The organism is Bordetella sp. H567 (genome assembly GCF_001704295.1).
In the GTDB taxonomy this organism is placed as follows: Bacteria; Pseudomonadota; Gammaproteobacteria; order Burkholderiales; family Burkholderiaceae_B; genus Bordetella_C.
Window position 1 is genome coordinate 3,159,181 of sequence record NZ_CP012334.1, and the last position, 24,197, is coordinate 3,183,377.

24 protein-coding genes are annotated in these 24,197 nt (G+C 65.5%); 13 read left to right on the forward strand and 11 right to left on the reverse strand.

Translation table 11 applies throughout. The features are described from left to right. The first annotated feature begins 16 nt into the window (after window positions 1-16). The 9 genes from AKI39_RS25825 to AKI39_RS14225 all read left to right on the forward strand — a co-directional run bounded on the left by AKI39_RS25825 (window position 17) and on the right by AKI39_RS14225 (window position 9,491). On the forward strand, window positions 17-292 hold the full coding sequence (locus AKI39_RS25825; protein ID WP_066637114.1) for a biotin--protein ligase: 276 nt from the start codon (window positions 17-19) through the stop codon (window positions 290-292). Next, window positions 289-1,065, forward strand: a complete 777-nt coding sequence (locus AKI39_RS14190) for a lipoate--protein ligase family protein (RefSeq protein ID WP_066637117.1) — start codon at window positions 289-291, stop codon at window positions 1,063-1,065. The genes AKI39_RS25825 and AKI39_RS14190 overlap by 4 nt, the downstream gene beginning before the upstream one ends. A 152-nt stretch (window positions 1,066-1,217) precedes the next feature. Beyond that, window positions 1,218-2,006 carry an RsiV family protein gene (locus AKI39_RS14195; protein ID WP_066637123.1) on the forward strand — a complete coding sequence of 263 codons (789 nt, stop codon included), beginning with the start codon at window positions 1,218-1,220 and terminating at the stop codon, window positions 2,004-2,006. Window positions 2,007-2,266: 260 nt separating this feature from the next. Next, window positions 2,267-3,694 carry an aldehyde dehydrogenase family protein gene (locus tag AKI39_RS14200; RefSeq protein ID WP_066637125.1) on the forward strand — a complete coding sequence of 476 codons (1,428 nt, stop codon included), beginning with the start codon at window positions 2,267-2,269 and terminating at the stop codon, window positions 3,692-3,694. A gap of 3 nt (window positions 3,695-3,697) precedes the next feature. Continuing rightward, the gene (locus AKI39_RS14205) at window positions 3,698-4,618 is read left to right on the forward strand and encodes an alpha/beta hydrolase (protein ID WP_235610650.1); all 921 of its coding nucleotides are present in this window, start codon (window positions 3,698-3,700) and stop codon (window positions 4,616-4,618) included. 47 nt (window positions 4,619-4,665) lie between these two features. Continuing rightward, entirely contained in the window at window positions 4,666-5,661 is a 996-nt protein-coding gene (locus AKI39_RS14210; RefSeq protein ID WP_066637127.1) for a 4,5-dihydroxyphthalate decarboxylase, read from the forward strand. A 31-nt stretch (window positions 5,662-5,692) separates the two neighbouring features. Further along, entirely contained in the window at window positions 5,693-6,574 is an 882-nt protein-coding gene (locus tag AKI39_RS14215; RefSeq protein WP_066637133.1) for an FAD binding domain-containing protein, read from the forward strand. After that, window positions 6,571-7,068, forward strand: coding sequence for a (2Fe-2S)-binding protein (locus AKI39_RS14220; protein WP_066637139.1), 498 nt, complete (start codon window positions 6,571-6,573; stop codon window positions 7,066-7,068). Before AKI39_RS14215 ends, AKI39_RS14220 begins: the two co-directional genes overlap by 4 nt. Continuing rightward, window positions 7,065-9,491, forward strand: a complete 2,427-nt coding sequence (locus AKI39_RS14225; protein WP_235610651.1) for a xanthine dehydrogenase family protein molybdopterin-binding subunit — start codon at window positions 7,065-7,067, stop codon at window positions 9,489-9,491. The genes AKI39_RS14220 and AKI39_RS14225 overlap by 4 nt, the downstream gene beginning before the upstream one ends. Before the next feature lie 58 nt (window positions 9,492-9,549). Here AKI39_RS14225 and AKI39_RS14230 read toward each other — a convergent pair whose 3' ends face one another. Further along, on the reverse strand, window positions 9,550-10,230 hold the full coding sequence (locus AKI39_RS14230; RefSeq protein WP_076879704.1) for a CoxG family protein: 681 nt from the start codon (window positions 10,228-10,230) through the stop codon (window positions 9,550-9,552). Between the two features lie 423 nt (window positions 10,231-10,653). Between AKI39_RS14230 and AKI39_RS14235 the strand changes: the two genes are divergently transcribed. From AKI39_RS14235 to AKI39_RS14250, 4 genes are read left to right on the forward strand one after another with little or no spacing between them, the layout of a single operon-like run. Beyond that, on the forward strand, window positions 10,654-11,643 hold the full coding sequence (locus AKI39_RS14235; protein WP_066637144.1) for an ABC transporter substrate-binding protein: 990 nt from the start codon (window positions 10,654-10,656) through the stop codon (window positions 11,641-11,643). Between the two features lies 1 nt (window position 11,644). Continuing rightward, window positions 11,645-12,502, forward strand: a complete 858-nt coding sequence (locus AKI39_RS14240; protein WP_158515180.1) for an ABC transporter ATP-binding protein — start codon at window positions 11,645-11,647, stop codon at window positions 12,500-12,502. After that, window positions 12,499-13,332 (forward strand): ABC transporter permease, encoded by an 834-nt coding sequence (locus tag AKI39_RS14245; RefSeq protein WP_066637147.1) that lies wholly within the window; start codon window positions 12,499-12,501, stop codon window positions 13,330-13,332. Before AKI39_RS14240 ends, AKI39_RS14245 begins: the two co-directional genes overlap by 4 nt. Before the next feature lie 52 nt (window positions 13,333-13,384). After that, window positions 13,385-14,149, forward strand: coding sequence for an aspartate dehydrogenase (locus AKI39_RS14250; RefSeq protein ID WP_066643016.1), 765 nt, complete (start codon window positions 13,385-13,387; stop codon window positions 14,147-14,149). Window positions 14,150-14,163: 14 nt separating this feature from the next. On the opposite strand, the gene AKI39_RS14255 is transcribed toward AKI39_RS14250, so the two are convergent. The 10 genes from AKI39_RS14255 to AKI39_RS14300 all read right to left on the reverse strand — a co-directional run bounded on the left by AKI39_RS14255 (window position 14,164) and on the right by AKI39_RS14300 (window position 24,138). Continuing rightward, window positions 14,164-14,865, reverse strand: a complete 702-nt coding sequence (locus tag AKI39_RS14255) for a TetR/AcrR family transcriptional regulator (protein WP_066643018.1) — start codon at window positions 14,863-14,865, stop codon at window positions 14,164-14,166. Between the two features lie 119 nt (window positions 14,866-14,984). After that, complete coding sequence (locus tag AKI39_RS14260) at window positions 14,985-15,524, reverse strand: cupin domain-containing protein (RefSeq protein ID WP_066637150.1); 540 nt, start codon at window positions 15,522-15,524, stop codon at window positions 14,985-14,987. Between the two features lie 395 nt (window positions 15,525-15,919). After that, a complete protein-coding gene (locus AKI39_RS14265; RefSeq protein ID WP_066637153.1) occupies window positions 15,920-17,209 on the reverse strand; it encodes a Glu/Leu/Phe/Val family dehydrogenase in 1,290 nt (429 codons plus the stop codon). A gap of 158 nt (window positions 17,210-17,367) precedes the next feature. Beyond that, window positions 17,368-18,075 (reverse strand): ABC transporter ATP-binding protein, encoded by a 708-nt coding sequence (locus AKI39_RS14270; RefSeq protein ID WP_066637155.1) that lies wholly within the window; start codon window positions 18,073-18,075, stop codon window positions 17,368-17,370. 4 nt (window positions 18,076-18,079) lie between these two features. Then, entirely contained in the window at window positions 18,080-18,802 is a 723-nt protein-coding gene (locus AKI39_RS14275; RefSeq protein ID WP_066637157.1) for an ABC transporter ATP-binding protein, read from the reverse strand. Next, the gene (locus AKI39_RS14280) at window positions 18,789-19,751 is read right to left on the reverse strand and encodes a branched-chain amino acid ABC transporter permease (RefSeq protein WP_066637162.1); all 963 of its coding nucleotides are present in this window, start codon (window positions 19,749-19,751) and stop codon (window positions 18,789-18,791) included. Before AKI39_RS14280 ends, AKI39_RS14275 begins: the two co-directional genes overlap by 14 nt. 37 nt (window positions 19,752-19,788) lie before the next feature. After that, on the reverse strand, window positions 19,789-20,640 hold the full coding sequence (locus tag AKI39_RS14285) for a branched-chain amino acid ABC transporter permease (protein WP_066637165.1): 852 nt from the start codon (window positions 20,638-20,640) through the stop codon (window positions 19,789-19,791). A gap of 66 nt (window positions 20,641-20,706) precedes the next feature. Next, on the reverse strand, window positions 20,707-21,957 hold the full coding sequence (locus AKI39_RS14290; protein ID WP_066637168.1) for an ABC transporter substrate-binding protein: 1,251 nt from the start codon (window positions 21,955-21,957) through the stop codon (window positions 20,707-20,709). Window positions 21,958-22,172: 215 nt separating this feature from the next. Continuing rightward, on the reverse strand, window positions 22,173-22,985 hold the full coding sequence (locus tag AKI39_RS14295) for a putative hydro-lyase (RefSeq protein ID WP_066637171.1): 813 nt from the start codon (window positions 22,983-22,985) through the stop codon (window positions 22,173-22,175). 166 nt (window positions 22,986-23,151) lie between these two features. Continuing rightward, window positions 23,152-24,138: a LysR family transcriptional regulator gene (locus tag AKI39_RS14300; RefSeq protein ID WP_083228855.1), complete on the reverse strand. Its 987-nt coding sequence runs from the start codon at window positions 24,136-24,138 to the stop codon at window positions 23,152-23,154. Between the last annotated feature and the right edge of the window lie 59 nt (window positions 24,139-24,197).

Sequence of the window (24,197 nt, forward strand, 5' to 3'; positions counted from 1 at the left end):
TGCCCGAGGAATTCCCATGCACGGCGAATACAAGGTGCCCGGCGGCAAGCTGGTCGTGGCCGACTTGCAGGTCGACGGCGGCGCGCTGGCCCGGGTCAGCATCAGCGGCGACTTTTTCCTGGAACCCCCCGAAGCGCTCGCGGAAATCGACCGCGCACTGACAGGCCTGTCCGTGCAGGCCAGCGAAGCGGAAATCGCCTTGGCGGTCGCCCTGGCCCTGCCGCGCGGCACGGAAATGTTCGGCTTCTCGCCGGAAGCGGTGGCCATCGCGGTGCGGAGGGCGCTGGCATGACACGCACCGCCTGGCGCGACCACGATTGGCAATTGATACGCGAGGGGGCGCGCACACCCTTGCAGCACATGGCGCTGGATGCCGTGCTGTGCGACGAGGTGGCCGCCGGGCGCCGCCCCCCTACCCTGCGGTTCTGGGAATGGGCGGCGCGCGCCGTGGTCATCGGCCGCTTCCAGTCCCTGAAGAACGAAGTGGACGCGGACGGCGCGCGCCGCCATGGCGTGGAGGTCGTGCGGCGCGTGAGCGGCGGCGGCGCGATGTTCGTCGAGCCGGGCAACACCATCACGTATTCCGTCTACGCGCCGCTGTCGCTGGTCGAAGGCATGAGCTTTCAGGAATCCTATGCCTTCCTGGACCTATGGACGCTGCAAGCCCTGCAGTCGCTGGGCATCAAGGCCTGGTACCAGCCCTTGAACGACATTACCTCTGAAGGCGGCAAGATCGGCGGCGCGGCGCAGGCCCGGCGCGGCAAGGCGGTGCTGCATCACGTCACCATGGCCTACGACATCGATGCGGACAAGATGGTGCAAGTGCTGCGCATCGGCCGCGAAAAGCTTTCCGACAAGGGCACGACCAGTGCGAAAAAGCGCGTCGATCCGCTGCTGACGCAGACCGGCATGCCGCGGGAACAGATCATCGACCGTATGATCCAAGTCTTCCGGGATACCCACGGCCTGCGGCCGGGCGCCATCACCGAAGCCGAACTGGCGGAGGCCGATCGCCAGGCGCGCGAGCGTTTCGGCAGTGAAGCCTGGCTGGCGCAAGTGCCCTGAGACCCCCGCACCCCGTGCCCGCCCCCGCGCGGCTGGACTCCCGTACACCCCACCACAGACGCACCAAGGACATGATGCCCGTATTCCACCCAGCGCCCGCCGATCACCGCTTGCCCGCGGCGCCGCCCCGGCCTTGGCGGCACGCGACGGCGATGCGCCATGCCACGCGCGGCATGCTGGCCTGCCTGCTGGCGCTGCTGGCCGCGTGCGGAAGCTCCCCGCCCGCCGATATCAGCCTGGCGCCCAGGAGCGCGCCGGCGGCCGACGCCGGCGACGTCAAGGTCGACAGTGTCAAGTGGAGCCGTACGAAGCCGGGCTGCAAGGGCGAATGCCCACGCATCGAAGTGGATACCATCGCCTTTCCGGGCATCCCCAAGCTGACCGCCTTGGTGGACCATGTGCTGGCCTATATGACGGGTGTGGATCGCAATCGGCGCCGGCCATATGAAACGCTGAACGAATACGCCCAGTTCTTCTTCCAGACGGCCCAGCCGCGCGACGAAACCTGGTTCAAGGCCAGTGTGAAGGACACGGTGGGCGACATCATCGCGATCGAGCTGCACACGGGCCAGTACGTGACCGGCGCCGCGCACCCTATCCCGGCCACGCAATACATGAACTGGGAACGCAGCAAGGGGCGCGTGCTGGCGCTGGGCGAGGCGATCCTGCCGGGGCGCGGGCCGCAGTACGTCGAGGCGCTGAAGGCCGCGCACGCACGCTGGCTGAAGACCAACGACGACTACAAGCGCGACCCCGCGGCGTATGCCAAGCTGTGGCCCTACGAGCCTTCGGACAATTTCGCGCTGACCCGCGAAGGCATGACGGTGAAGTACGACGCCTACACCATCGCGCCCTATTCCTACGGCGAACCGGAGCTGAAGATTCCGTACAAGGACCTGGTCGGCATCCTGCGGCCGGAATTCATCCCAAGCCGGAACTGAACGCGCGCGCCGGGCGACCACGGCCCACGGCCGTGCCGCGGCGCGCAGGGCGACCCCAGCCGCTTCTTCCCCGCACTTATTGACTATCTGGTCACTTTTTATCCCAGCATCATGACCTCGCCCTTGCTGTTAGCCCTATAACGTGACAACCCGCCTAGGGTAATCCCTCTCCCGTCTTGACATGGTTGACCAACTAGTTAAACATTCAAGGCCACGGACGGACGCCGGCTCCGGCGTCGCGGCACTCAGCAGGGGTTGCAGTGGGCAAGATACAGAGCTACATCCATGGCGCGACGGTGGACCATGCGGGCAACACCTTGCCCCTCGTGTCACCGGTCGATGCTTCGGTCGTCGGCGAGCTTGTCGACGCGCCCGATGAAATCGTGACGCAAGCGGTCCAGGACACCGCGCAGGCATTCCAAGCCGCGCGCGGGATAGCCGCCGCGGACCGCATCGGCTGGCTGCACAAGGCCGCTGAAACCATCGAAGGTCACGCGGGCGAGCTGATCGAACTGATCATCCACGACATCGGCAAGCCACGCAGGGCCGCCACCTTCGAAGTTGGCCGGGCCGCGCAATTCGTCCGCGCCACCGCCGCGCAAGCGCAGACGTTTGGGGGCGAATGCCTGCCGCTGGATGTGACGCAGGCCGGCGCGGGCCGCATCGGCATCACGCGGCATGTGCCATACGGGGTGGTCGCCGCGATCACGCCCTTCAATGCGCCGATCAACCTGCTTATCCAGAAGGTCGCGCCCGCTCTTGCCGTGGGCAATGCGGTGGTCGTCAAGCCGCATCCATCCGGGACACGCGTCGCGATCAAGGTGGCCGAGCTTTTCCTGAAGGCCGGCCTGCCCGCGGGCATGTTCAACGTCGTGACGGGCGACCGCGGACCGGCCCTGGCGCTGGCCGGCGCGCGGGAGGTGGCGGTGGTCACCTTTACCGGCGGGACGAAAGCGGGCGAGGCGCTGATCCGCGCCGCAGGCGCGCGCAAATTCGTCGCCGAGCTGGGCTCGAACGCGGCGAACATCGTCCTGGACGATGCCGACCTGGGCGATGCGGCGACACGCATCGCCGCCGCCGGCTTCGAAGCGAGCGGGCAGCAATGCGTTTCCGCCCAGCGCGTAATCGTCGCGGCCGGCGTCTATGACGATTTCCTATCGCATTTCGTCAAGGCCGCCGGCGCGCTGCGGGCGGGCGACCCCGCCGACCCACGCACGGATCTGGGCCCGATGGTTTCGTTGGCGCAGGCCGGACGGGTCATGGCGATGGCGCGCGACGCCATCGCTCGCGGCGGCCGCTATGCGCTCGAGCCGCGCCAGGACAAATGCATGGTGACGCCGGGCATCCTGGTCGATGTGCCGCGCAGCGCCAGCCTGTGGCGCGACGAGGTTTTCGGGCCGCTGGTCGTGGTCGAACGGGCGACGGATGTCGACGAGGCGCTGCGCCTGGGCAACGATACGCCGTTCGGGCTGCAAGGCGCCGTGTTCACGCGGGATATCGCGCGGGCGCTTCGCTTCGCCGATGAATTCGACGTCGGTTCCATGTGGATCAACGAAGCCAGCCGCTTCCGCCTGGATACCTATCCATTCGGTGGCGTCAAGCAATCCGGTTTTGGCCGCGAAGGCGTGCGCTACGCGATGGAGGAACTGTCGCAGCTCAAGTTCATCGGCATCCGGCCGGTCGCCTGAGCCGTGGAACCGACGCCCGCGATTCCCGCTTCCCTGCGCCAGCTCTTGGCCGATATCGGCCCGGTTTGGGGCCAGGACGTCGCCAACAATGTCCGTCGCATCGTCGATGCCTACACGCCCATCCTGGCGCACGCTTCCAAGGACGGCGTGGAAATGGTCCGCGACCTGCCCTACGGCGATGACGAGCGCCAGCGCCTGGACATCTACACGCCGCGGCGAGAGGGGCGCCGCCCGGTGGTCCTGTTCCTGCATGGCGGCGCCTTCGTCGACGGACATCGGGACCGCAGCCCGGAAGTCTATGCCAACGTGCTGTACTACTTCGCCCGCCAGGGCTGCGTCGGCGTCAACGTGGAATACAGGCTGGCGCCCGCGCACACCTACCCCAGCGGCACGCTGGACGTCGCGGGCGCCGTGGCGTGGGCGCGCCGGCATATCGCCCGGTACGGTGGCGACCCCGAACAGATCTACCTGATGGGCCATTCCGCGGGCGCGGCGCACGCCGCATCGTACGCCTACGACCGCCGTCACCAGCCGGCGCAAGGCCATGGCCTGCGCGGCCTGATCGTCGTCAGCGGCCGCGTTCGCGCGGAGAACGTTGCCGAAAATCCCAACGCCCGCAAGGTCGAGGCCTATTACGGCGGCGACGCCACACGATATGACGATGTATCGCCCGTGACACACGTCGATGCGCAAAGCCCCCCCACGATGGTGGCCTTTGCCGAGTACGAAAACCCACTCATCGACCTGTATTGCCTGGAACTGGCCAGCCGGCTTGCCGTTGCCAAGCGCCAGGCGCCGCGCATGGCCTATGCCCGCGGCCATAACCATACGTCCATCATTGCCCACTTCAACACGGCCGAGGACTGGCTGGGCAAGGAAATCATGGCATTCATTCACGACTGTACGCGCCAGGCACTGCGCTAGGCCCCGGCGCGCATTCCTTCAATCCCTTGCTCTGAATCTGGAGATCCATCGTGGCTAAATTGCAGTTGAGTCTTGGCGTGTGCGACTACGATCGTACGCGCGCGGTGCTGGACGGACGCGCGCCGGTCGAGGGCTGCGACATCGTCGGCGTAGCGGTCGAGCCGGAAGAGGCGTTTCATCGGGCGTTCCGGTTTCGGGAATTCGATATCACCGAGATGTCCCTGAGCAGCCACACCATGATGACCTCGCGCGGCCAGAACGAATACGTGGGGATCCCCGCCTTCGTCTCGCGGCTGTTTCGCCATTCTGGCGTATACATCCGCACCGACCGCGGCATCCGCAGCGGCGCCGACCTGGCCGGCAAGAAAATCGGCCTGCCCGAATACCAGATCACGGCCAACGTGTGGATACGCGGCATCCTGCAGGACGATTTCGGCCTGAAGCCAGCCTCCGTGCAGTGGCGGCGTGGCGGCCTGGAGGACGCCGGCCGCGGCGAGCGCGCGCCCATCAAACTTCCCGCGGATATCGATCTCCAGCAGATTCCAGACGACAGGACGCTGTCCGGCATGCTGGAAGCGGGCGAGCTGGATGGCCTGATCAGCGCACGCGCGCCGTCCTGTTTCCTGAAAGGCGCGCCCAATGTGGACCGGCTGTTCCCGAAGTACCGCGAGACCGAGGCGGACTACTTCCGCCGCACCGGCATATTCCCCACCATGCACGTCATTGGCATCCGCAGGTCGCTGGTGGAGCAGCACCCTTGGCTGCCGGTAAGCATTTTCAAGGCATTCATCAAGGCCAAGGAATTCGCCATGTACGAGCTCGGGCAGATCGGCCACCTGTTCAACAGCCTGCCATGGGGTGTCGCCGAATTCGACGACGCCCGCAAGCTGATGGGTGAGGATTACTGGAGCTATGGCTTCGGATCGAACAAGCACGTCCTCGAAACCTTTACCCGCTACCATCACGAACAGGGCTTGTCCGCGCGTAAGGTAGCCCCTGAGGAACTGTTCGCCGAATCATCGCTGGACCTCACCAAGATCTAGCGTTGCAGCGCATGCCACCCCGGGGACCGAAGTGAAGCCAGCGCCATTCAATCTGCATCTGCCGCGCACGCTGCAGGAAGCCCTGCGGCTCCTCGCCGACGCGCCGAACGCACGCGTGATCGCCGGCGGACAATCGCTCATGCCTATGCTCAACCTGCGTCTGGCAATGCCGGATGACGTCATCGATCTCAACGGCGTCGAAGGCTTGGGCTACATCCGCGAGGAAAACGGCGAAATCGCCATCGGTGCCATGACCCGCCAGCGAGACCTGGAGTTTTCCGCGCTGATCGCCGAGCGCGTGCCGGTCCTGCGCGCCGCCATCCTCAATGTCGGCCATCGCCAGACCCGCAACCGCGGCACCATCGGCGGCAGCGTATGCCATATGGACCCGTCGGCCGAATTGCCTGCCATGTGCGTGCTGCTGGACGCGCGGATGGTCGTCCACGGCGCGCGGGGCCGACGCGAGGTGCCGGCCATCGAGTTCGCCTCGGGACCGATGTCCACCTGCCTGAGTTCCGATGAGCTTCTGACGGAGATCCGCGTACGGCCCTGGCGGCCGGGACACGGGTGGTGCTTTGTCGAATACGCGCGGCGCCACGGTGACTTCGCGGTGGCCTCGGCCTCCGCCCTGGTGGAACGGGATGCGTCCGGCCGGCTCACGCGGGCGGCGCTCGCCTTGGGTGGCGTCTGTCAGACGCCGGTCCGCCTGGCAGACGCCGAACGGCTGCTGGTCGAGGGCAACGGCACTCCAGAAGCATTACGCGCCGCGGCGGAGCAGGCGCGCCTATGCGACGCCCTGGAGGACCCCGCCTACCCCGCATGGTATCGGCAACGCCTGGCGAGCCGCCTGTTGCACGACGCCATGGAACAAGCGCTGGCGCGCGCCGCCGGACCGCATGGGAGCACGCAATGAACCAGGATAAAAACGCGCTGCACGGCATCGTGCTCCATGTGAACGGACAGGAAAGGCGCGCCATCGTCGAGTCGCGGACGACCCTGGCGGACTGCCTGCGCAACGAACTAGGCCTGACCGGCACGCACCTGGGCTGCGAACATGGCGTCTGCGGCGCCTGCACCGTGCTGGTGGACGGGCATAGCGCGCGTAGCTGCCTGATGCTGGCGCGACAGGCCGAACGCCACGAGGTGCGCACGGTCGAGGCGCTGGAAGAGCAAGGCCGGCTCAATACACTGCAACAAGCCTTCCAGGACCTGCATGGCCTGCAATGCGGCTTTTGCACACCGGGCATACTCATGACACTGACCGAGTTGCTGCGCGAGCAGCCGGATGCCGACGAACCGGCGGTCCGCGATGCCCTGTCCGGCCATCTGTGCCGCTGCACGGGATACCAGAACATCGTCGCCGCGGCCATGGAGGCCCTGCGGCGCCAGAGGGGTAAGGCAGCATGAACGCGATGTATCGCTTTGACGAGCAATCCGGGGGTGCCAGTGGCGTCCGAGCGGCAAAGGATGCGCCGCTCCCCGCTGGCCCGGCGCCCACCGCGCAGGGCGAAGGCAAGATCGGCCGTCGGATCGAACGCGTCGAAGACGGCCCACTGTTACGCGGCAAAGGCAGATACGTCGGCGACGTGGACGTGCCGGGCGGACTGCACGCGGCCTTCGTGCGCAGCCCGCATGCGCACGCCACCCTGCTCGCTATCGATACGGCCGCGGCACTGAAGCGCGAAGGGGTCGTGGCCGTGCTCACGGCAACCGACATGTCGCGCTATCTGACAAACCTGCGCATGCCGCTGGGCTTTCCCACCACCGCCCTGCCGACCGGCATCACGCCATTTGTCCTCACGCCGAAGGAAGTCTGCTTCGTCGGCGAAGCCGTGGCGATGGTGATCGCCACCAGCCGCTATGCCGCGGAGGACGGCGCGGGCGATGTCCAGGTCGACTACGCAGTGCTGCCAGCCGTCTCCGACTGCCGCCAGGCGCTGGAACCGCAAGCGCCCCGCGTGCGGACCGACTTTCCGGATAACGCGCTCACCCGCTTCACGGTGGCCTACGGTGACTGCGACCAGGCCTTCGCGCAGGCCGCGCACGTGTTCAAGGATACGTTGCACCAGCACCGCGGCGGCGCCCACCCGATGGAAGGCCGCGGCGTGGTGGCCGAATACGACGAATTGCGCGATACGCTGACCGTGTGGTCTTCCACGCAGATGGCGCACGAGCTGCAGTTCACGCTGGCGGAACTGCTGGGCGTGGCCGAGACGCGCATTCGCGTCATCGCGCCCGACGTCGGCGGCGGCTTCGGCGCCAAGTTCCTTATCTACCCAGAGGAAATCGCGATAGCCGCGGCGGCGTTGCATCTGCGCCAGCCGGTCAAATGGATCGAAGACCGCGTAGAACACTTCCTGTGTTCCATCCAGGAAAGAGACCAGTTCTGGGACGTGGAAATCGCGGTCGACGCGCACGCGCGCGTGCTGGGCATACGCGGCCACATGGTTCATGACCAGGGCGCGTATACCCCTCAGGGCATCAACTGCCCCTACAACGCGGTGACGGGCGTCACGGGACCCTATGTTGTGCCCAACTTCAGCATCGATGCCGTGGTGGCGCAGACGAACAAGGTCTACACCATTCCGGTGCGCGGCGCCGGCTATCCCGAAGGCGCTTTCGTCATGGAGCGCTTGCTGGACCGCGTCGCCCAAGGGATGGAGCTGGACCGCGCCGAAGTGCGGCGCCGCAACCTGGTGACGGTCGACAAGCTGCCCTACGTCAAGCCGCTCAAGCAGCGTTCGGGCAAGGCCATCACGCTCGATACCGGCGATTACGTGGCAAGCCAGGAAACCGTGCTTCGCGCCATCGACTACGCCGGATTCGCGACGCGCAAGGCGCTGGCGCGGACGCAGGGCCGCCATATCGGCATCGGCCTGGCCAACGCGGTAAAGGGGACCGGCCGCGGCCCATTCGAATCCGCGTCGGTCAGGATTTCCGCCACCGGCCACATCAGCGCCGCGACCGGCGCCATGGCGATGGGTCAGGGAATGCGTACCGCCATGGCGCAGATCGTCGCCGACGTTCTGGGCGTGGAGGTACGGGATGTGCAAGTAACATCAGGCGACACGTCGTCCATTTCGATGGGTATCGGCGGGTTCGCCAGCCGCCAGACCGTCACGGGCGGCTCTTCGATGCTTCTGGCCGCGCGCCAGGTCGAAGCGAAGGCGCGCAAGGTCGCCGCTCACCTGTTGAACGTAGGCGAAGATGCCCTGGAGGTGCGCAACGGCAAGGTCCAGTTGCGCAGCGACGCCGAAAAGTCGGTGACCTTGGCTCAGATCGCCCGCACCCTGCGCGGCATCCCCGGCTATGACCTTCCCGCTGGCGCCGGCGCGGGGCTGGAAGCGACCGTGTGCTGGGAACCGGAGGCCATGACCTACGCCAATGCCTGCCATGCCTGCGAAGTGGAGGTCGACGTCGACACCGGCAACGTGACGATACTGCGGTACATTGCGTTGCAGGATTGCGGCCGGCTGATCAACCCGCTCATCGTCGAGGGACAGGTACACGGTGGCATCGTACATGGCATCGGCAACGCGCTGTTCGAGTACATGCGCTACGACCACAACGCGCAGCCGCTAACGACGACATTCGCGGACTATTTACTGCCTACGTCCACCGAGATCCCGCATCTGGAATTGATTTTCACGCAAAGTCCCACCGACACCAATCCGCTTGGCGTCAAGGGCGTGGGCGAAGTGGGCACGATTCCCGTCACGGCCGCCATCGCATCGGCGATCGACGACGCCTTGTCGGAGTTCGGCATGCATGTGAGCGCCATCCCGGTGGATCCCGTTCAACTGGTGCGGCAGATGGAACAGGCCGCCTGAAACGGCCGATGCGCGTGCCGACGCGGCGCCGCGTCGGCCGCCGACACGCCAGCATGCGTCAATGCGCGCCGATGATGTAGCCGATCGCCAGGCAGGCCGATGCGATAGCGACCACGGCGATCGCCTGCCAGACCCGCAATTCCCGCAGAATGTCGCGGACCGTAGCCGATGGAGGACTGTCATTCGCCAGGACGGGGGCGAGATCCGCGCCGGCTGCCTTGCCGGGTCGCGCCGGGAGAACGGCGGCCTCGGGCGCGGCGCATACCGGATGGCCATCCGCCGACGGGCGCGGGGACTGACCCTCCGCGAAGCAGCCCTTGAACCGGTGGAAGAATTCAGCCGCCATTTTTTTTGCCACGCCATCGATAAGCCGCGACCCGACCTGCGCCAGTTTGCCGGTCACTTCCGCATTGGCGGTGTAGGCCAGCAGCGTGCCATCATCGGCCGGCGCCAGCGCCACGGAAGCCGAACCCCTGCCGAAACCCGCGGCGCCGCCCGATCCTTCGAAGGAAAGGGAGTAGGCGCGCGGCGGATCGGCGTCGTTGATGGCCAACCTGCCATGGAAGCGTGCCTTGATGGGACCGACAGCCGCAAGCATGCTGACGCGGTACTCGTTATCCGACTGTCTCTCTATCGAATCGCAACCGGGGATACAGGTCTTCAGTACAGCGGGGTCGTTCAATGCAGCCCAGACGGCGCCCTGCGAGGCAGGGATGCGCTGTTCGCCGGTTAGTTCCATTGCCGCTTGCTCCGGGTCGTTGAAGCCAATCACTCTAGGTTATCTTGACCATACAGTCAACAAACAGTGAAATTATCCCTGCCTTGGTGCCTGTTGCCGTCCACCCGCCATGTGAGGCCCCACCCCGGTGCTGGGGGCCGGGCCAGCGCCGCCGGCACGGCATGGTAGCAGCGGCGAGTTTTGGGATATTTCGGAGTAGATAGAAGAACTTATAAGATCTCAGCCGCCGCTGGGCCGGGCACCCCTCGCGCGCGCCCAGCGCCGGAATTCACGCCATCGAGAAGTCCGACATGGCCGCCAATCAGGGTAAACACTGCGTCGCCTGAACGCCTTTTACCTTGTGTTGATTAACCATGTAGTCAATACTTTCGATACCGCCGCATCGACCATGGCGTGGACTTCGTTCGATATCACGAGGGGCATATGAAAACCGCAAGCTTCCTGCAGCGCGCCATCATGGGCGCGGCGATCTGTGTAAGCCTGGCGTCCGGCGCCACCGCTGCCGCGGCCGACAAACTCAAGATTGTCTTCCCGACGTCGTCCGCCACCCTGGCCCTGCCCTACCTGGTGGCGCAGAAAAAGGGTTGGCTGGATGCCGAAGCCATCCAGGTCAGCGGCGATTCCAACGCCGTGCGCGCCCTGCTCGCGGGAACGGGCGATGTCGCCATCGTCGGTGCGTTCAACGCCTTCGCCGCCGCCGGCGAGGGCGCGAAGTTCAAGGCCATCGGCAGCTGGCAAGGCGTCAATGACTACGAGCTGATCGTCGCCACCGACATTGGCGGCATGAAGGAGATCGAAGGAAAGATTTTCGCCGGCACCGGCCCTGGCGGACCGCCTGAAGAATTCAGCAAGCTGCTGTTCCGCAAGAACGGCGTGGACATTTCCAGGATACGGTTCATAGCGGTATCAGGCGGGCATGCGAACATCGTCCAGGCGTTGCTGGCCGGCCGCGCATCGGCGGGCATGGTCAACACCATCAGCGCCGTAACGGGCGTGCGCACCGGCAAGGTGAAGATCCTGGTCAGCATGGCCGCGGCATACCCGCAAATCGGCTACGTCTACAACCTGGTGCGCGACGATCGCATCGACGATCCCGCCCTGAAGCCGAAACTGCAGCAGCTGACGACCGCCGGCATCAAGGCATCCCGCTACATCATGGATCACCCCGACGAAGCGGTGCAGATTCTTGTGCAGCGCTATCCCGAACTGGATCCCGCCTTGGCTGCCGACGTGGTGCAGGAACTGAACCGCAACAAGGTGTGGGGCATGGATGGCGGAATCTCCAAGGAACAGGTCGACGCCACGCTGGATATTTTCAAAAGCACCGGCATGCTGAAGGCGGATGTCGATCCCAACCGGCTCTTCGACTACCGCTTCATCGATGCCGCACTCAAAGAACTCGGAGGGAAATAACATGGGAAGTCTGTCGGTGCTAAGAGCCGATGGCGCCAGGACGGCCGATGCGAGCGCCACAGCCGGCGCCGCCGCGCCCATGGTGGACATCCGGGGCCTGAGCAAGCATTACTTCGTGCGCGACGCGGACAACGGCGGCGCGCCCCGGCGCATTATCGCGCTGGACAAGGTCGACGCCACCATCGCGCGAGGCGAATTCATCTCGCTGCTGGGTCCCAGCGGCTGCGGCAAGACAACCTTGCTACGCATCGCAGCGGGGCTCACGCAATGGGCCGAGGGTTCCATCTCCATCGGCGGCCAACCGGTGAATGGACCGCGCAAGGATGCCTGCATGGTGTTCCAGCACTTCGGCCTGCTGCCCTGGCGCAGCGTCATCGCGAACGTCGGGTTCCCGCTGGAACTGGACGGGGTATCCGCCAGGGAACGCAACGACCGCGGCATGGAACTGCTGCAACTTGTCGGTCTGACCAAGTATGCCTCGCATTACCCGCATGAATTGTCCGGTGGCATGCAGCAACGCGTGGCGATCGCGCGCGCCCTGATGCGTAGCCCCAAGGTCCTTTTCATGGATGAACCTTTCGGCGCGCTGGATGCGCAAACGCGCGAGAAATTGCAGGAAGACTTCCTGAAGATCTGGGCCAATATCGGCACGACCGTACTGTTCGTCACGCACAGCATCGACGAGGCCTTGGTCCTGTCCGACCGCATTTTTGTTTTCACGCCCAGCCCCGGACGCCTGAAGGCCATCGTGGATTCGCCCTTGAAGGGCGAACGGCTGGGCGGCGACCCGCGCGAGCATCGCGCCTATGGCGAAGCACGCCATGAATTGCGCCGCATGTTGATGGAGAGCCCCGAATGATGAGCCCCGCCGCTACCGCTTCCAAGCAGCGCGCCGCGACCGACGCGCGCCCAGCCGGCCCCGCATGGTGGGTCGCCCACCCCAATATCGTCCGCGCCGTCTCCGTCGCGGTTTTCCTGCTGCTGTGGGAGTACTTCGGACGCAGAATCGATCCGCTGTTCCTGGCGCCGCCCAGCCGCATCTTCGCCGCGGCCGTGGAACTGACGAACAACGGCGAGCTGGGCAGAGCCCTGATGGCGACCCTATACCCGTTCATCATCGGCATGATCATCAGCGTTATCGCGGGCGTCGTGCTGGGCATCGCGATGGCGCAATCGCGGCTGTTCGAATACATCATCGACCCGTTCGTCAACGCCTTCTACGCCATACCGCGAATCGCGCTGGTGCCGCTCATCATGCTTTGGGCAGGCTTGGACACGACGGGCAAAATCGTGATCCTGGTTTCCAACGCGGTTTTCCCCGTCATCATCAATACATACGCCGGCATCCGCGACGTCCGCGGGTCCATACTCGAGGTGGGCAAGGCATATGGCGCCACGCGGCAACAGATATTCTTCAAAATCCTGCTGCCATCCGCCGTGCCATTCATCATGACCGGAATCCGGCTGACGGTCGGCCAGGCCATCATCGGCATCATCGTGGCCGAATTCCTGACAGCTCAAACCGGACTGGGCGGCATGATTGTCTACTACGCCAATCTGTTCGCCACCGCCAAGCTGTTCGTGCCCATCATCGTCATCGGCGTACTGGGCGTGGCATTGACCGAACTGGTGCAGTTCGTCGAGCGCCGCTTCTCGCGCTGGCGCAAGCTGGAGCAGGATCGTGGCTGAGCGCGGCCAACCTCGCGGGCCGCAGCGCATCGCCTTGATCGGCTATGGCGCGATGGGCGGACACGTCCATCGCGCGCTCGAGGGCGACAAACACGTGCGCATCACCCATGTGGTCGTGCCGCCGGATAAAGTCGCCGCCACCCAGACCAGGCTGGACGGCAAGGCCACGGTGACCGACCGCATGGACGGCATCGAAGACCAAGTGGATTTCGCGCTGGAGTGCGCGGGGCACCAGGCGGTGGCCGAAACCGTGCCGCAACTGCTGATGCGCGGCGTGGACGTCATCATCGCCTCCGTCGGCGCGCTCAGCCGGGCCGGCCTGGCGGAATCCCTGGAGGCAGCCGCGCTGCGAGGCGGCGCACAGCTTGCGCTGGTGCCCGGTGCCGTTGCCGGCGTGGACGCGCTGGCCGCGGCGCGGCAACAGGGACTGCAGTCGGTGGAATATACGGGCCGCAAGTCACCGGTTGGATGGCGCGGCACGCCTGCCGAAATGGCGTTGGACCTGGACGCACTGACCGTCGCCACAGCCTTCTTCGAAGGAAGCGCGCGCGAGGCCGCGGCTCTCTACCCCAAGAATGCCAACGTGGCGGCCATGGTGGGACTGGCGGGCATCGGCCTGGACCGCACCCGCGTGACGCTGATCGCGGACCCCGCGGCCGTGCTCAACAACCACAGGATCGTGGCGCGCGGGGAATTTGGCGAGCTCGATGTGCGGACGGCCGGCGCTACGCTGGCGGACAATCCCAAAACATCGATGCTGGCGGCGCTGTCTATCGTGCGCGCCGTCCGCAACCGCGTGGCCGGCATCGTGATCTGATACCCGATATTTTCCTAGCGCGCGGCGGAAGGCGCCGCGTCGACCCGTAGATAACGCAGCACCATTTCGGCTGCGTGATCCAGGCGCTGCTTGATGCGCTGCGCCGTCATCAAACGCTGGCCGAAAATCGCCTCGAAGGTGTAGCGGTTGCTGACGTAGTGCGCCGTCAACGAAGTGATCGAAATATACAGGTCCACCGCATCGATGTTTTCGCGGAACAGCCCTTCCTGCTGGCCACGCTGCAGCAGGCCGCGGATGGTATCGAGCAGCGGGTTGTACATCTCGCGTATCGTCGCGGAAGTGACGATGTGCTTGCCCTGGTTCAGGTTTTCACTGGCCAGAATGCGCTGGAATTCCGGAAATCGCACCCAGACCTGCCCGGTAAACACGACCAGCCGTCGCATTCCATCCACGGGATCCATGCCGCGTATCTGCAGATCCTTCTGGCGCGAGCGGATAGCGTCGTAGGTATATTCCAGCACCGCCGTGAACAAATCGTCCTTGTTCCCGAAGTGGTGATACAGCACGTTCTTGTTGATGCCCGCGCGCAGCGCGATTTCGTCGACCCGGCCGCCGTCGTAGCCCTTGCTGGAGAATTCCGCCAGCGCTGCCTGGATAATGGTCTCACGCGTTTTGCGAGAGCTTTCTCGGCGAACCACCGGCCGCGCTTTATCGCGCGCCGGGCGTGCCTCGGTCTGAGCGTCTTGGGAAGTCATGTCGACGTCTTGGTGGTCTTGCTTGATGGCCCGGCGACATGCGGCCGGAAGGACGGCGGCAGCGCCGAAGCGTCGGCCTGCCGCCATTCTAGACGAGATTGCAAGTGGCCAAGGCGCCGTTACGAAAGATGAGTCGGGTCCAGGTGCGCCGAACGCCGCTTGTACAGGTCGTCATCGGCATAACCCATGGTTTCGGGACGCGCGCGTCCCAACATGACCTGGAAGTAGACCGGCTCAAGGCTGCGGTTTTCATAGCCGTGGATGACGCCGGGGGGACACGCGATGCACTCCCAGGGCCCCAGACGCGTCCAGCGCTGGTGGCCGTCTTCGTCCTGGATGAAGACGTCCAGAAACCCCTGGAGCACGAAGAAGACTTCCTCGACTTCGTGCGTATGAGCGGCATTGCCCTGCCCCGGGTTCACGAACATGATGCTTAGCGTAAAGCCGCGCGCCGGGATCACGCTGGTATCGCCCACCTTGCCCGAGCCGCCCGCGCCGATGAAGCGGTGCTGTGCACGCTTGTAGCCCTCGATCCTGGCGTCCTCGAACGCGTTCCAATCCGGCACCCGGTTGGAGAAACGCGCGATGTACTTCTGTTCGATTTCTTCCAGCGTGGCGTTGGCCAATTCGGGGGGTCGCGGATGACGGGCGATAGCCATTACATGGACTCCAAGGTGGGGGGTTCTCGTCGCCTTGCGGGCGGCATCGGTATGTCGGCCAGATTAATAAAAATTGACTAAATAGTCAATTTTTGGCTTGAGCCTGGCGCGACGAAGCCGCTTCAGCGCGGGATATCCCCTACGGAATTACGGATCCAGTTAGGAAGAGGTTAAAAATTAGACTGTTTGGACAGGTAGAGAAACAGGTGCACCCGCTGTTTCCGACGCGTGCGCCCCCCCGACTGAAGAGATGGCGCGCGATGGCCCGTGGTCCGCGGGCGCACTGGGCGCCGCGAACTAGCCGATGATTTTTTTGGGTGGAGGCGGCGGTCGCGGGCAGCGCGGCCGCAGAGAAAGCCGGAAGCGCCCGCACTGCGGGCGCTTCCGGTACCGCGTCAGGGATACAGGCCGCGCACCTGGCGAGCCTGCAGGATGCGCGTGCACGCCACAATGAAGGCCGCCGTGCGCAGCGTTACCTTGTGCTCGCGCGAGACCTGCGACACCGCGGCGTAGGCGTCGCGCATGATGCGCTCCAGGCGGTGATTGATCTCGTCCTCGGTCCAGAAGAAGCTGGAGAAGTCCTGCACCCATTCGAAGTAGCTGACCGTCACGCCACCGGCATTGGCCACGACATCGGGCACCACCAGGATGCCCTTGTCGAACAGGATGTCGTCCGCGTCCGGCGTGGTGGGGCCGTTCGCGCCTTCCACCACCACCTTGGCCCTGATTCCCCCGGCGTTCGCCGAAGTGATCTGCCCTTCCAGCGCCGCGGGGATCAGGAATTCGGTTTCCAGCTTCCAGAACTCCGCCGGATCGAGCGCCTGCGCGTTTTCGTAGCCGCCCACGCCGCCCGTCTGGGAAACGTGTACCAGCAGTTCCGGTACGTCCAGTCCGAACTCGTTGTAGATGGTGCCGGTATGGTCCTGCACCGCCACGATCTTGGCGCCGACGCCGTGGAACAGGCGTGCCGCCGTGCCGCCGACGTTGCCGAAACCCTGGATGATGACGCGCGCGCCGTTGACATCGAAGCCCAGGTCGCGCGCGGCTTCGCACGCCACCACGAAAACGCCGCGCCCGGTGGCCTCTACCCGGCCCAGGCTGCCGCCCAGGGACACGGGCTTGCCGGTCACCACACCGGTGGCCGTGGACCCTTCGTTCATGGAGTAGGTATCCATCATCCACGCCATGATCTGGGCGTTGGTATTCACGTCCGGCGCGGGAATGTCCTTGGACGGTCCGATGATGACACCGATCTCGCTGGTATAGCGGCGCGTGATGCGCTCCAGCTCTGCCTGCGACAGGCCGCGCGGGTCCACGCGGACGCCGCCCTTGGCGCCGCCGTAGGGCAAGTTCACCGCGGCATTCTTGACGGACATCCAGGCCGCCAGCGCCATCACTTCCGACAGGGTCACGTCCTGGTGGAAACGCACCCCACCCTTGCCCGGCCCGCGCGACGTATTGTGCTGGACGCGATACCCCTCGAAGTGGGCGATCCGGCCATTGTCCAGTTCGATGGGAACGTCGACGATCAAGGCGCGCTTGGGGCGTTTGAGGGTTTCGACCCACCGGCCCAGCGCCCCCAGATAAGGCGTGACACGGTCCACCTGTTGCAGGTAGATACCCCAAGGGCCGACGTTGTCGGGGTTCAGGTACGACGGCAAGGCATGGGTAGGCGTTTGTTGCATTCGAACTGCTCCTCACGTGTGGTCGCGCCCATTGTAGACGCAACACAGATCGCCGTCCCCGTTAAATCGATAAACAAATATAAAAGGGACGCATTGGAACCATTCCTACACACAACAGCGATTCAACGCACACCGGAATACCGGCCGCCCACTGCGGCTTACATCCCCAGGTAGGCCCGGCGCACCTCGTCCGAAGCGGCCAATTCCGCCGCTTCGCCCGCCAGGGCGACGGCGCCGCTCTGCATCACGTACGCCCGGGTCGCGACATCCAGCGCGGCGTTCATGTTCTGCTCGACCAGCAGCACCGACAGGCCGGCCTGTTTATTCAACGCCGCCAGCGCATCGAACACCTGCTCGATCAGCAAGGGCGACAGCCCCAGGCTGGGCTCGTCCACCAGCAGCAGCCGCGGTCCGCTCATCAGCGCGCGGCCGATGGCCAGCATCTGCCGTTCGCCACCGGACATCGTGCCGGCCAGCTGCGTGCGCCGTTCCCTCAGGCGTGGGAACACCTCGTACACCTGCTCCAGGCGCTCCCGGTACAGCGCCTCGCTGGGGACCGTATAGGCGCCCAGGCGTAGGTTCTGCTCCACCGGCTGCCGGGCGAACACCCGCGCGCCTTCGGGGATCAGCGCGATACCGCGCTTGACCAGTTTTTCCGGACGCGTGCCGGTGATTTCCTGGCCTTCGAAGAAGACCTGCCCCGACGCCGGTCGGACCGTGCCGACGATGGCCGCCAGTGTGCTGGATTTGCCCGCGCCGTTGGCGCCCAGCAGCGCGGTGATTTCACCGGGACGCACCTCCAGCGAAATGCCGCGTACGGCTTGCACGCCGCCGTAGGCGACATGCAGGTTCTCGACTTTCAGCATCGGCTCAGGCACGGTGCTTTCTCCCCAGATAAGCCTCGATCACGGCGGGATTGCGCACGATTTCCTGTGGCGGCCCTTCCGCGATGGTCTGGCCGAAGTTCAGCACCAGCACCCGCTGCGCCAGCCGCATCACGACCTCCAGCACGTGTTCGACGATGACCAGCGTGACGCCCGCGGCATGGATGCGGCGCAGGATCTCCGACAGCGCGATTGCCTCGGTGGGGTTCAGGCCGCCGGCGACTTCGTCCAGCAGCAGCATGCGCGGCTCGGTGGCGAGCGCGCGCGCCAGCTCGACGCGCTTCTGCCCCGCCACGTTCAGGCCGGACGCCTTGACGTCGGCGCGATCGGCCAGGCCGACCAGCTCCAGGACCTTCTGCGCCGCCTCGCGGGCATCGTTCAGCCGCGGATGGCGCAGCAGCGCCGCCACCATGGTGTTCTCCAGCACCGTCATCTGGCCGAAGTTGCGCGGGATCTGGTACGTGCGCACCAGCCCCATCGCCGCCACCTGTTCGGGCTTGCGGCCCAGCATGGACGCGCCGTTGAACGTGACGCTGCCCGACGTGGGCGCGTGATGGCCCACCAGGCCGTTGAACAGGGTGCTCTTGCCGGCGCCGTTCGGGCCGATGATGGCGACGATTTCGCCGGCCTCGACGTTCAGGTTGATGTCCTTGTTGGCCACCAGGCCGCCGAAGCGTTTGGTCAGTTGTTTGACTTCAAGCAGAGCCACGGCGCCCCCTCAAGGTGATCAGGCCGCCCGGCAGGAACATGGTCACCAGCAATATGGCCAGGCCGAATACCAGCAGGTCCAGGCCCAGGCCGGAACTGCCCCACATGACGCGCGTGCCCTCCGACAGCGGCAGCAGCACCGCCGCCCCTATCCACGGGCCCACCAGCGTGCCGACGCCGCCCAGGATGGCCACCAGCACCACCTGCACCGACATGGTCAGGCTGAACGTCGATTCAGGGTCGATGAAGCCGACGTACATCGCGAAAAATCCGCCCCAGGCGCCGGTCACGGCCGCCGACAGCACGAAGGCCAGCATCTTGTAGCGGTCGGCCGGCACGCCCAGGCTGCGCGCGGCGGCCTCGTCGCCGTTGATGGCGCGCCAGTAGAAGCCGGTACGCGAATGCACCAGGAAATACGTCAGCAGGAACGTCAACAAGGCCAGCACCACCGCGATCCAGTAATACGGGATCTTGGTGCGGAACAGCAGCATCCAGGCCGAATCGCCGATGGGCGCCTCGATGCCCACCGCGCCGCCGGCCCAATCCCAGTTGATCATCAGCAGCAGGCCGATCTGCAGCAGCGCGATAGTGGCCATGGCGAAGTAATGGCCCGACAAGCGCAAGGTCGGCCCGCCGACGATCCAGGCCAGGATCGCCGACACCAGCGCCCCCGCCGGGATGCCCAGCAGCGGCGTCAGCTTCAGGTGATGCAGCAGCAGGATGGTCGTGTAGGCACCCACGCCCACGAAGACGCCATGGCCGAAGGAGATGCGGCCCAGGAAGCCGCCGACCAGGTTCCAGGCGGCGCCCAGCGCGCCGAACATCAGCACCAGCAGCAGCACCTGGATGGTGAACTGGTCGGTCACGAACAGCGGGACCAGGGCGAACAGCACGGCCACCACGAACGCGGCCACCAGCGGCGCGCGGGTATACCTGGCCTTGGCCGGCATGGCCGCTGTGATATCCAATTGTTTAACGGGAGTCATATCACCACCGCCCGAACAGGCCGCGCGGCCGGTACCAGAGAACCAGGATGAAAAGGATGAAGACCGACACCGTCTTCAAGGCAGGCGCCACGAAATAGCCGGTCATCGCCTCGATGATGCCGATCAGGATCCCGGCGATGAAGGCGCCGGGCAGCGAGCCGAAGCCGCCCATGCAGACCGCCACGAAGGCCAGCAGCCCGAATACGGTGCCCACGGAGGGAAACACGTAGAAGAACGTCGTCAACAGCGCGCCCGCCAGGCCCACCGCCGCACTGCCCAGCATCCACACCTGGGCGTTCACGCGATCCGACGAAATGCCCACCAGCGCCGCCACTTCGCGGTCTTCGGCGACGGCCTGCAAGGCATGTCCCCAGCGGGTGCGGTAAACCAGCACGAAGAGGATGATGACCACGACCAGCGCGATCAGGCCGGTCACCACCTGCGGTCGTCCGATGGACACCCCGGCCAGCGTCACGCTGCCGGACACCAGCGTGTCGGGCAGGTTGCGGTAGTCGGGCGTGAAGGCGATGAAGGCCAGCTGCCGCAGCACCAGGCCCAGCCCGAAGGTGGCCAGGATGACGGCCATGGGCGGGCCCTTCTGCAGGCGCTTGATGATCAAGGCATATGTCAGGAAGCCGACGAAGGCCAGCAATATGGCGACCAGCGGCGCCGAAAAAGCCGGGTCGACGTGGCCCAGGGTAAAAAACCAGTAGGCGGCATACATGGCCAGCATCAGGAATTCGCCGTGGGCGAAATTGATGACGTCCGTGATGCCCCAGATCAGGGCCAGGCCCACCGCGACAGCGGCATAGATAAGGCCATTGAACAGCCCGGCGTAGAGCGCTTCAAACATGCGGGACTCCTGCGACGGGCCCCGGGGGACCCGCCGCGTCTTGCGTTGCGCCAGCGTGCCGGCCGCTTACTTCCAGGTGAAGGGAAGCGTGGGCAGCGACTTGTCGGCGTTGAAATTGGCCGGCCATACCGTTTGGTAGCCCGGGCCCTTCATTTGCAGGATCAGGCCCGCGCCCTTGCTGTTCTGGCCCTTGTCGTCGAACTTCACGCCGGCCCAGGGCATGGCGATCTGCTCGGCGTTCAGGTCGGTCGATATGAGGGCCTTGCGGATGGCCTCGGGATCCGTCGAACCGGCCCGGTTGATGGCATCGGCCAGCACCAGCACGCCCTGCATCGAACGGGCGTTGTTGCCGTTCAGCTCCTTGCCGGTCTTGGCCTTGTACAGCTCGTTGACCTTCTTCAGGATGGGCAGCGTGGCGGCGATGTCGTTGCTCCAGACGTCGCGGGTCAGCACGCCCTGCACCTGCGCGCCGACTTCCTGCACGAAGCGCGAATCGATGAAGCCCGCGTCGTTGGCCAGGAAGATGGGCGGCGCGTACTTCGCTTCCCGCATGGTCCGCACGAAGAGCATGGCGTCGGACGTATAGCTGGCGAAGATGGCCACATCGGGCTTGGCGGTGGCCAGCTTCTGCACCTCCGAGGTGACCGACGCCGAACCGGCCGTATAGGCGATGTTGGCGACGATCTCGCGCTTGTATTGCTTGGCGAACCGCTCCAGCGCCTTGTAGGTATTGACGCCGAAGTCGGTGTTCTCGTACACCACCGCGATGCGCTTGGTCGGCTGGTTCTTCACGCCGTCCAGGAACTGCATCATGTTTTCGATGAAGGTGTCGTCGGTCGGCGAGGTGCGGAAGAACCACTTGTACTGGCGTTCCGTCAGGTCGGGGCTGCTGGATTCACCGTTCAGGTAGGGTATCCCGGCTTGCTCGGCGACGCGGCTGGCGGTCTTGGTGACCGCCGATTGATAGGCGCCGGTCAGCGCCACGATTTTTTCCTGCTGGATCAGGCGCTGCGCATCGGCCAGGCCGACTTCCGGCTTGCCCTGCGAATCGCCGAACACCACTTCGATCTTCGCCCCGCCCAGCTTGGGCAACCCCGCGCCTTCGGCCAGCGGCAGGCCCTTCAGTTCCGGATGCGGATTGTTGATGATGTCCACGGCCAGCTCGATGGCGGCCTTGATTTCGGCGCCGGTGGACGCCAGCGCGCCGCTGAGCGGATAAATGGCACCGATGCGCACCGTCTTGGTCTGCGCGGCAGCGGGCTGCCCGAACGTCAGCGCGAGACACGCGGCTACGCCCGCGATGAGTTTGTATTTCATATTTTTTGCTCCAGGGAACTGACCACTTCAGAGAGGGAAACTGCCGACAGCAAGCTTATCCGCTGCGCCGCCGCGAAGCCGCCCGAACAAACCCTGACAAAAACGGTAACGCCAGGGGATGAGAGGCTTTTCGAGGAAGCGAGCGCAAGCCGGCGGATGCCGCGCGGATGCGCGCGGCCCTGCCGGACGTCATTCAAAAACCCTTGCGGCCTGCCTCACAACGCCGCGACGCGGCTATTGATGAGGTCGGTCACCAGCATGTGGCCGGGCGCATGCGTGATGCAGAAAGCCGGCTTGACCGCGGCGACGACGGCCTGCGGCGTGACGCCGCAGGCCCAGAACACCGGGACCTCGCCGGGACGGATATCCACCGGGTCGCCGTAATCGGGGCGGCCGATATCGTCGATGCCGATCGCCGCCGGATCGCCGAAGTGCACCGGCGCGCCGTGCACGGACGGAAACCGCGAGGTGACCTGGATGGCGCGGATCGCATCCGCGGGCTTGAGCGGCCGCATCGACACCACCAGCGGGCCGGAAAAACGTCCCGCCGAATGGGTGGGGACATTGGTCCGGTACATCGGCACATTGCGGCCTTGCTCGATGTGGCGCACCGGCAGTCCGTTGTCCAGCATGGCTTCTTCGAAGGAGAAGGAGCAGCCGATCAGGAAGGACACCAGGTCATCGCGCCAGACATGGCGCACGTCCTGCGGCTCCTCGACCAGCACGCCGTCCTTCCAGACGCGGTAGCGCGGGATGTCGGTGCGAATGTCGATATCCACGCCCAGTTCCGGCAGGGAGGGATCCCCGGGTTCGGACACGGCCAGGATGGGACAAGGCTTGGGATTACGCAGGCAGAAGCGCAGGAACTCGTCGGCCAATTCCTTGGGCAGGATGGCCAGGTTGGCCTGCACATACCCGGGCGCGACATTGGCGGTGGGGCCGGCCAGCGCGCCGGAACGCGCGTCCAGGCGGGCCTGGTAGGACGCCGGCCGCGTGGCGGCGCCGGATTGCTGCGGTTGGGCGGACATCGTGTATTCCCCGTGTGATTCGTGAATTCTTATCAGAGCGGCATTGCACCGTAGCCCCGCCGCCACTGTCCAATCATATGTTCCGATGAACCGTGATCACAAATTCTTATCGCTGATGGCGCCAGGCCCTGTTTCCCCAGGGAAAAGCGGCTTTCCGCCGGCCGGTTTACTTTTCCGGTTTACCGGCCGGACGCGGGGTAATCCCTAATCCGGCCACAGCCAGCGGGACGGGATCCAGCGCCAGCGGGTTGCCCGCGATGCGCGCGGCGTCCTCGCGCGCGATGTATTGCGCCGCTTGCGCCACCGTGCGCGCCACATGGCTGTCCGGGCCCTGCATCCAGCAGGCGGTGTAATTCAGCGGCGGCAGCTCGGGCGCCTGCACGTCGAGGATCTGCAGCAGGCCCTGCGCCAATTCGCGGCCCAGGATCACGGGCGCGATCACCGCGGTGCCGATGCCGTCCAGCGTCATGCGCACGATCACGCTCAAGGCCGAACTGCCGTACATGCGCGGCGTCTGCACGCCGCCTTCGACCAGGATGCGACGCACCGCGCGGTGCGGATCCGTATTGGATGTGTAGGTGATGACCGGCCAGCGTCCCAGCCGCTTCAGGGAGATCGGCGGCCGCCCCAGGCGCAGCTGCGGACTGGCGATCCAGGCAAGCGGATAGCGGCACAAATGGATGTTTTCGACACGCGGCTCCTCCATCGGCCCGAGCAGGAAGGCCAGGTCGATCTGGTGCGAGGCCAGCTGGGCGCGCAGCGCCGTGCTGGTGTCGACCTGGATGTCCACCATCAGCGCCGGATAGGCCTCGTGCATGTATTCCATCAGGCTGGGCAGCCAGGTATGGACGATGGTCTCCGACACGCCCAGGCGCAAGGTGCCGCTCATGACGTTCTGCGCCGCGGCGGCGCGCTGCATGTCCGTGCGCATCTGCAGCATGCGTTCGGCGTGCGACAGCAATTCGTAGCCCTTGGCGGTGAGCGTGATGCCGCGCGAATCGCGCTCGAACAGCCGCACGCCCAGGCCCGATTCCAGCGAGGCAATGCGCTGGGAGATCGCGGGCTGGGTGGCGTTGAGCTTTTCCGCCGCGGCGCGAAAGCCACCCAGGCGGGCGACCCAGAAGAAGGTCTCGATATTGCGCAGGTCGATCATGAAACGGCGGGCTGGGCACAAGCCATCAAGAAAATTGATCGCGGTGAGCGTATCATGGC

What these genes read in the sequence shown, in the direction of transcription:
- AKI39_RS14240 (WP_158515180.1), top strand. Translation starts at nt 11,645, where the DNA reads ATGGGAAGTCTGTCGGTGCTAAGAGCCGATGGCGCCAGGACGGCCGAT.
- AKI39_RS14225 (WP_235610651.1), top strand. Translation starts at nt 7,065, where the DNA reads ATGAACGCGATGTATCGCTTTGACGAGCAATCCGGGGGTGCCAGTGGC.
- AKI39_RS14280 (WP_066637162.1), bottom strand. Translation starts at nt 19,751, where the DNA reads ATGCCGGCCAAGGCCAGGTATACCCGCGCGCCGCTGGTGGCCGCGTTC.
- AKI39_RS14260 (WP_066637150.1), bottom strand. Translation starts at nt 15,524, where the DNA reads ATGGCTATCGCCCGTCATCCGCGACCCCCCGAATTGGCCAACGCCACG.
- AKI39_RS14245 (WP_066637147.1), top strand. Translation starts at nt 12,499, where the DNA reads ATGATGAGCCCCGCCGCTACCGCTTCCAAGCAGCGCGCCGCGACCGAC.
- AKI39_RS14195 (WP_066637123.1), top strand. Translation starts at nt 1,218, where the DNA reads ATGCGCCATGCCACGCGCGGCATGCTGGCCTGCCTGCTGGCGCTGCTG.
- AKI39_RS14190 (WP_066637117.1), top strand. Translation starts at nt 289, where the DNA reads ATGACACGCACCGCCTGGCGCGACCACGATTGGCAATTGATACGCGAG.
- AKI39_RS14285 (WP_066637165.1), bottom strand. Translation starts at nt 20,640, where the DNA reads ATGTTTGAAGCGCTCTACGCCGGGCTGTTCAATGGCCTTATCTATGCC.
- AKI39_RS14235 (WP_066637144.1), top strand. Translation starts at nt 10,654, where the DNA reads ATGAAAACCGCAAGCTTCCTGCAGCGCGCCATCATGGGCGCGGCGATC.
- AKI39_RS14270 (WP_066637155.1), bottom strand. Translation starts at nt 18,075, where the DNA reads ATGCTGAAAGTCGAGAACCTGCATGTCGCCTACGGCGGCGTGCAAGCC.
- AKI39_RS14300 (WP_083228855.1), bottom strand. Translation starts at nt 24,138, where the DNA reads ATGATCGACCTGCGCAATATCGAGACCTTCTTCTGGGTCGCCCGCCTG.
- AKI39_RS14290 (WP_066637168.1), bottom strand. Translation starts at nt 21,957, where the DNA reads ATGAAATACAAACTCATCGCGGGCGTAGCCGCGTGTCTCGCGCTGACG.
- AKI39_RS14220 (WP_066637139.1), top strand. Translation starts at nt 6,571, where the DNA reads ATGAACCAGGATAAAAACGCGCTGCACGGCATCGTGCTCCATGTGAAC.
- AKI39_RS14250 (WP_066643016.1), top strand. Translation starts at nt 13,385, where the DNA reads ATGGGCGGACACGTCCATCGCGCGCTCGAGGGCGACAAACACGTGCGC.
- AKI39_RS14265 (WP_066637153.1), bottom strand. Translation starts at nt 17,209, where the DNA reads ATGCAACAAACGCCTACCCATGCCTTGCCGTCGTACCTGAACCCCGAC.
- AKI39_RS14230 (WP_076879704.1), bottom strand. Translation starts at nt 10,230, where the DNA reads ATGGAACTAACCGGCGAACAGCGCATCCCTGCCTCGCAGGGCGCCGTC.
- AKI39_RS25825 (WP_066637114.1), top strand. Translation starts at nt 17, where the DNA reads ATGCACGGCGAATACAAGGTGCCCGGCGGCAAGCTGGTCGTGGCCGAC.
- AKI39_RS14255 (WP_066643018.1), bottom strand. Translation starts at nt 14,865, where the DNA reads ATGACTTCCCAAGACGCTCAGACCGAGGCACGCCCGGCGCGCGATAAA.
- AKI39_RS14295 (WP_066637171.1), bottom strand. Translation starts at nt 22,985, where the DNA reads ATGTCCGCCCAACCGCAGCAATCCGGCGCCGCCACGCGGCCGGCGTCC.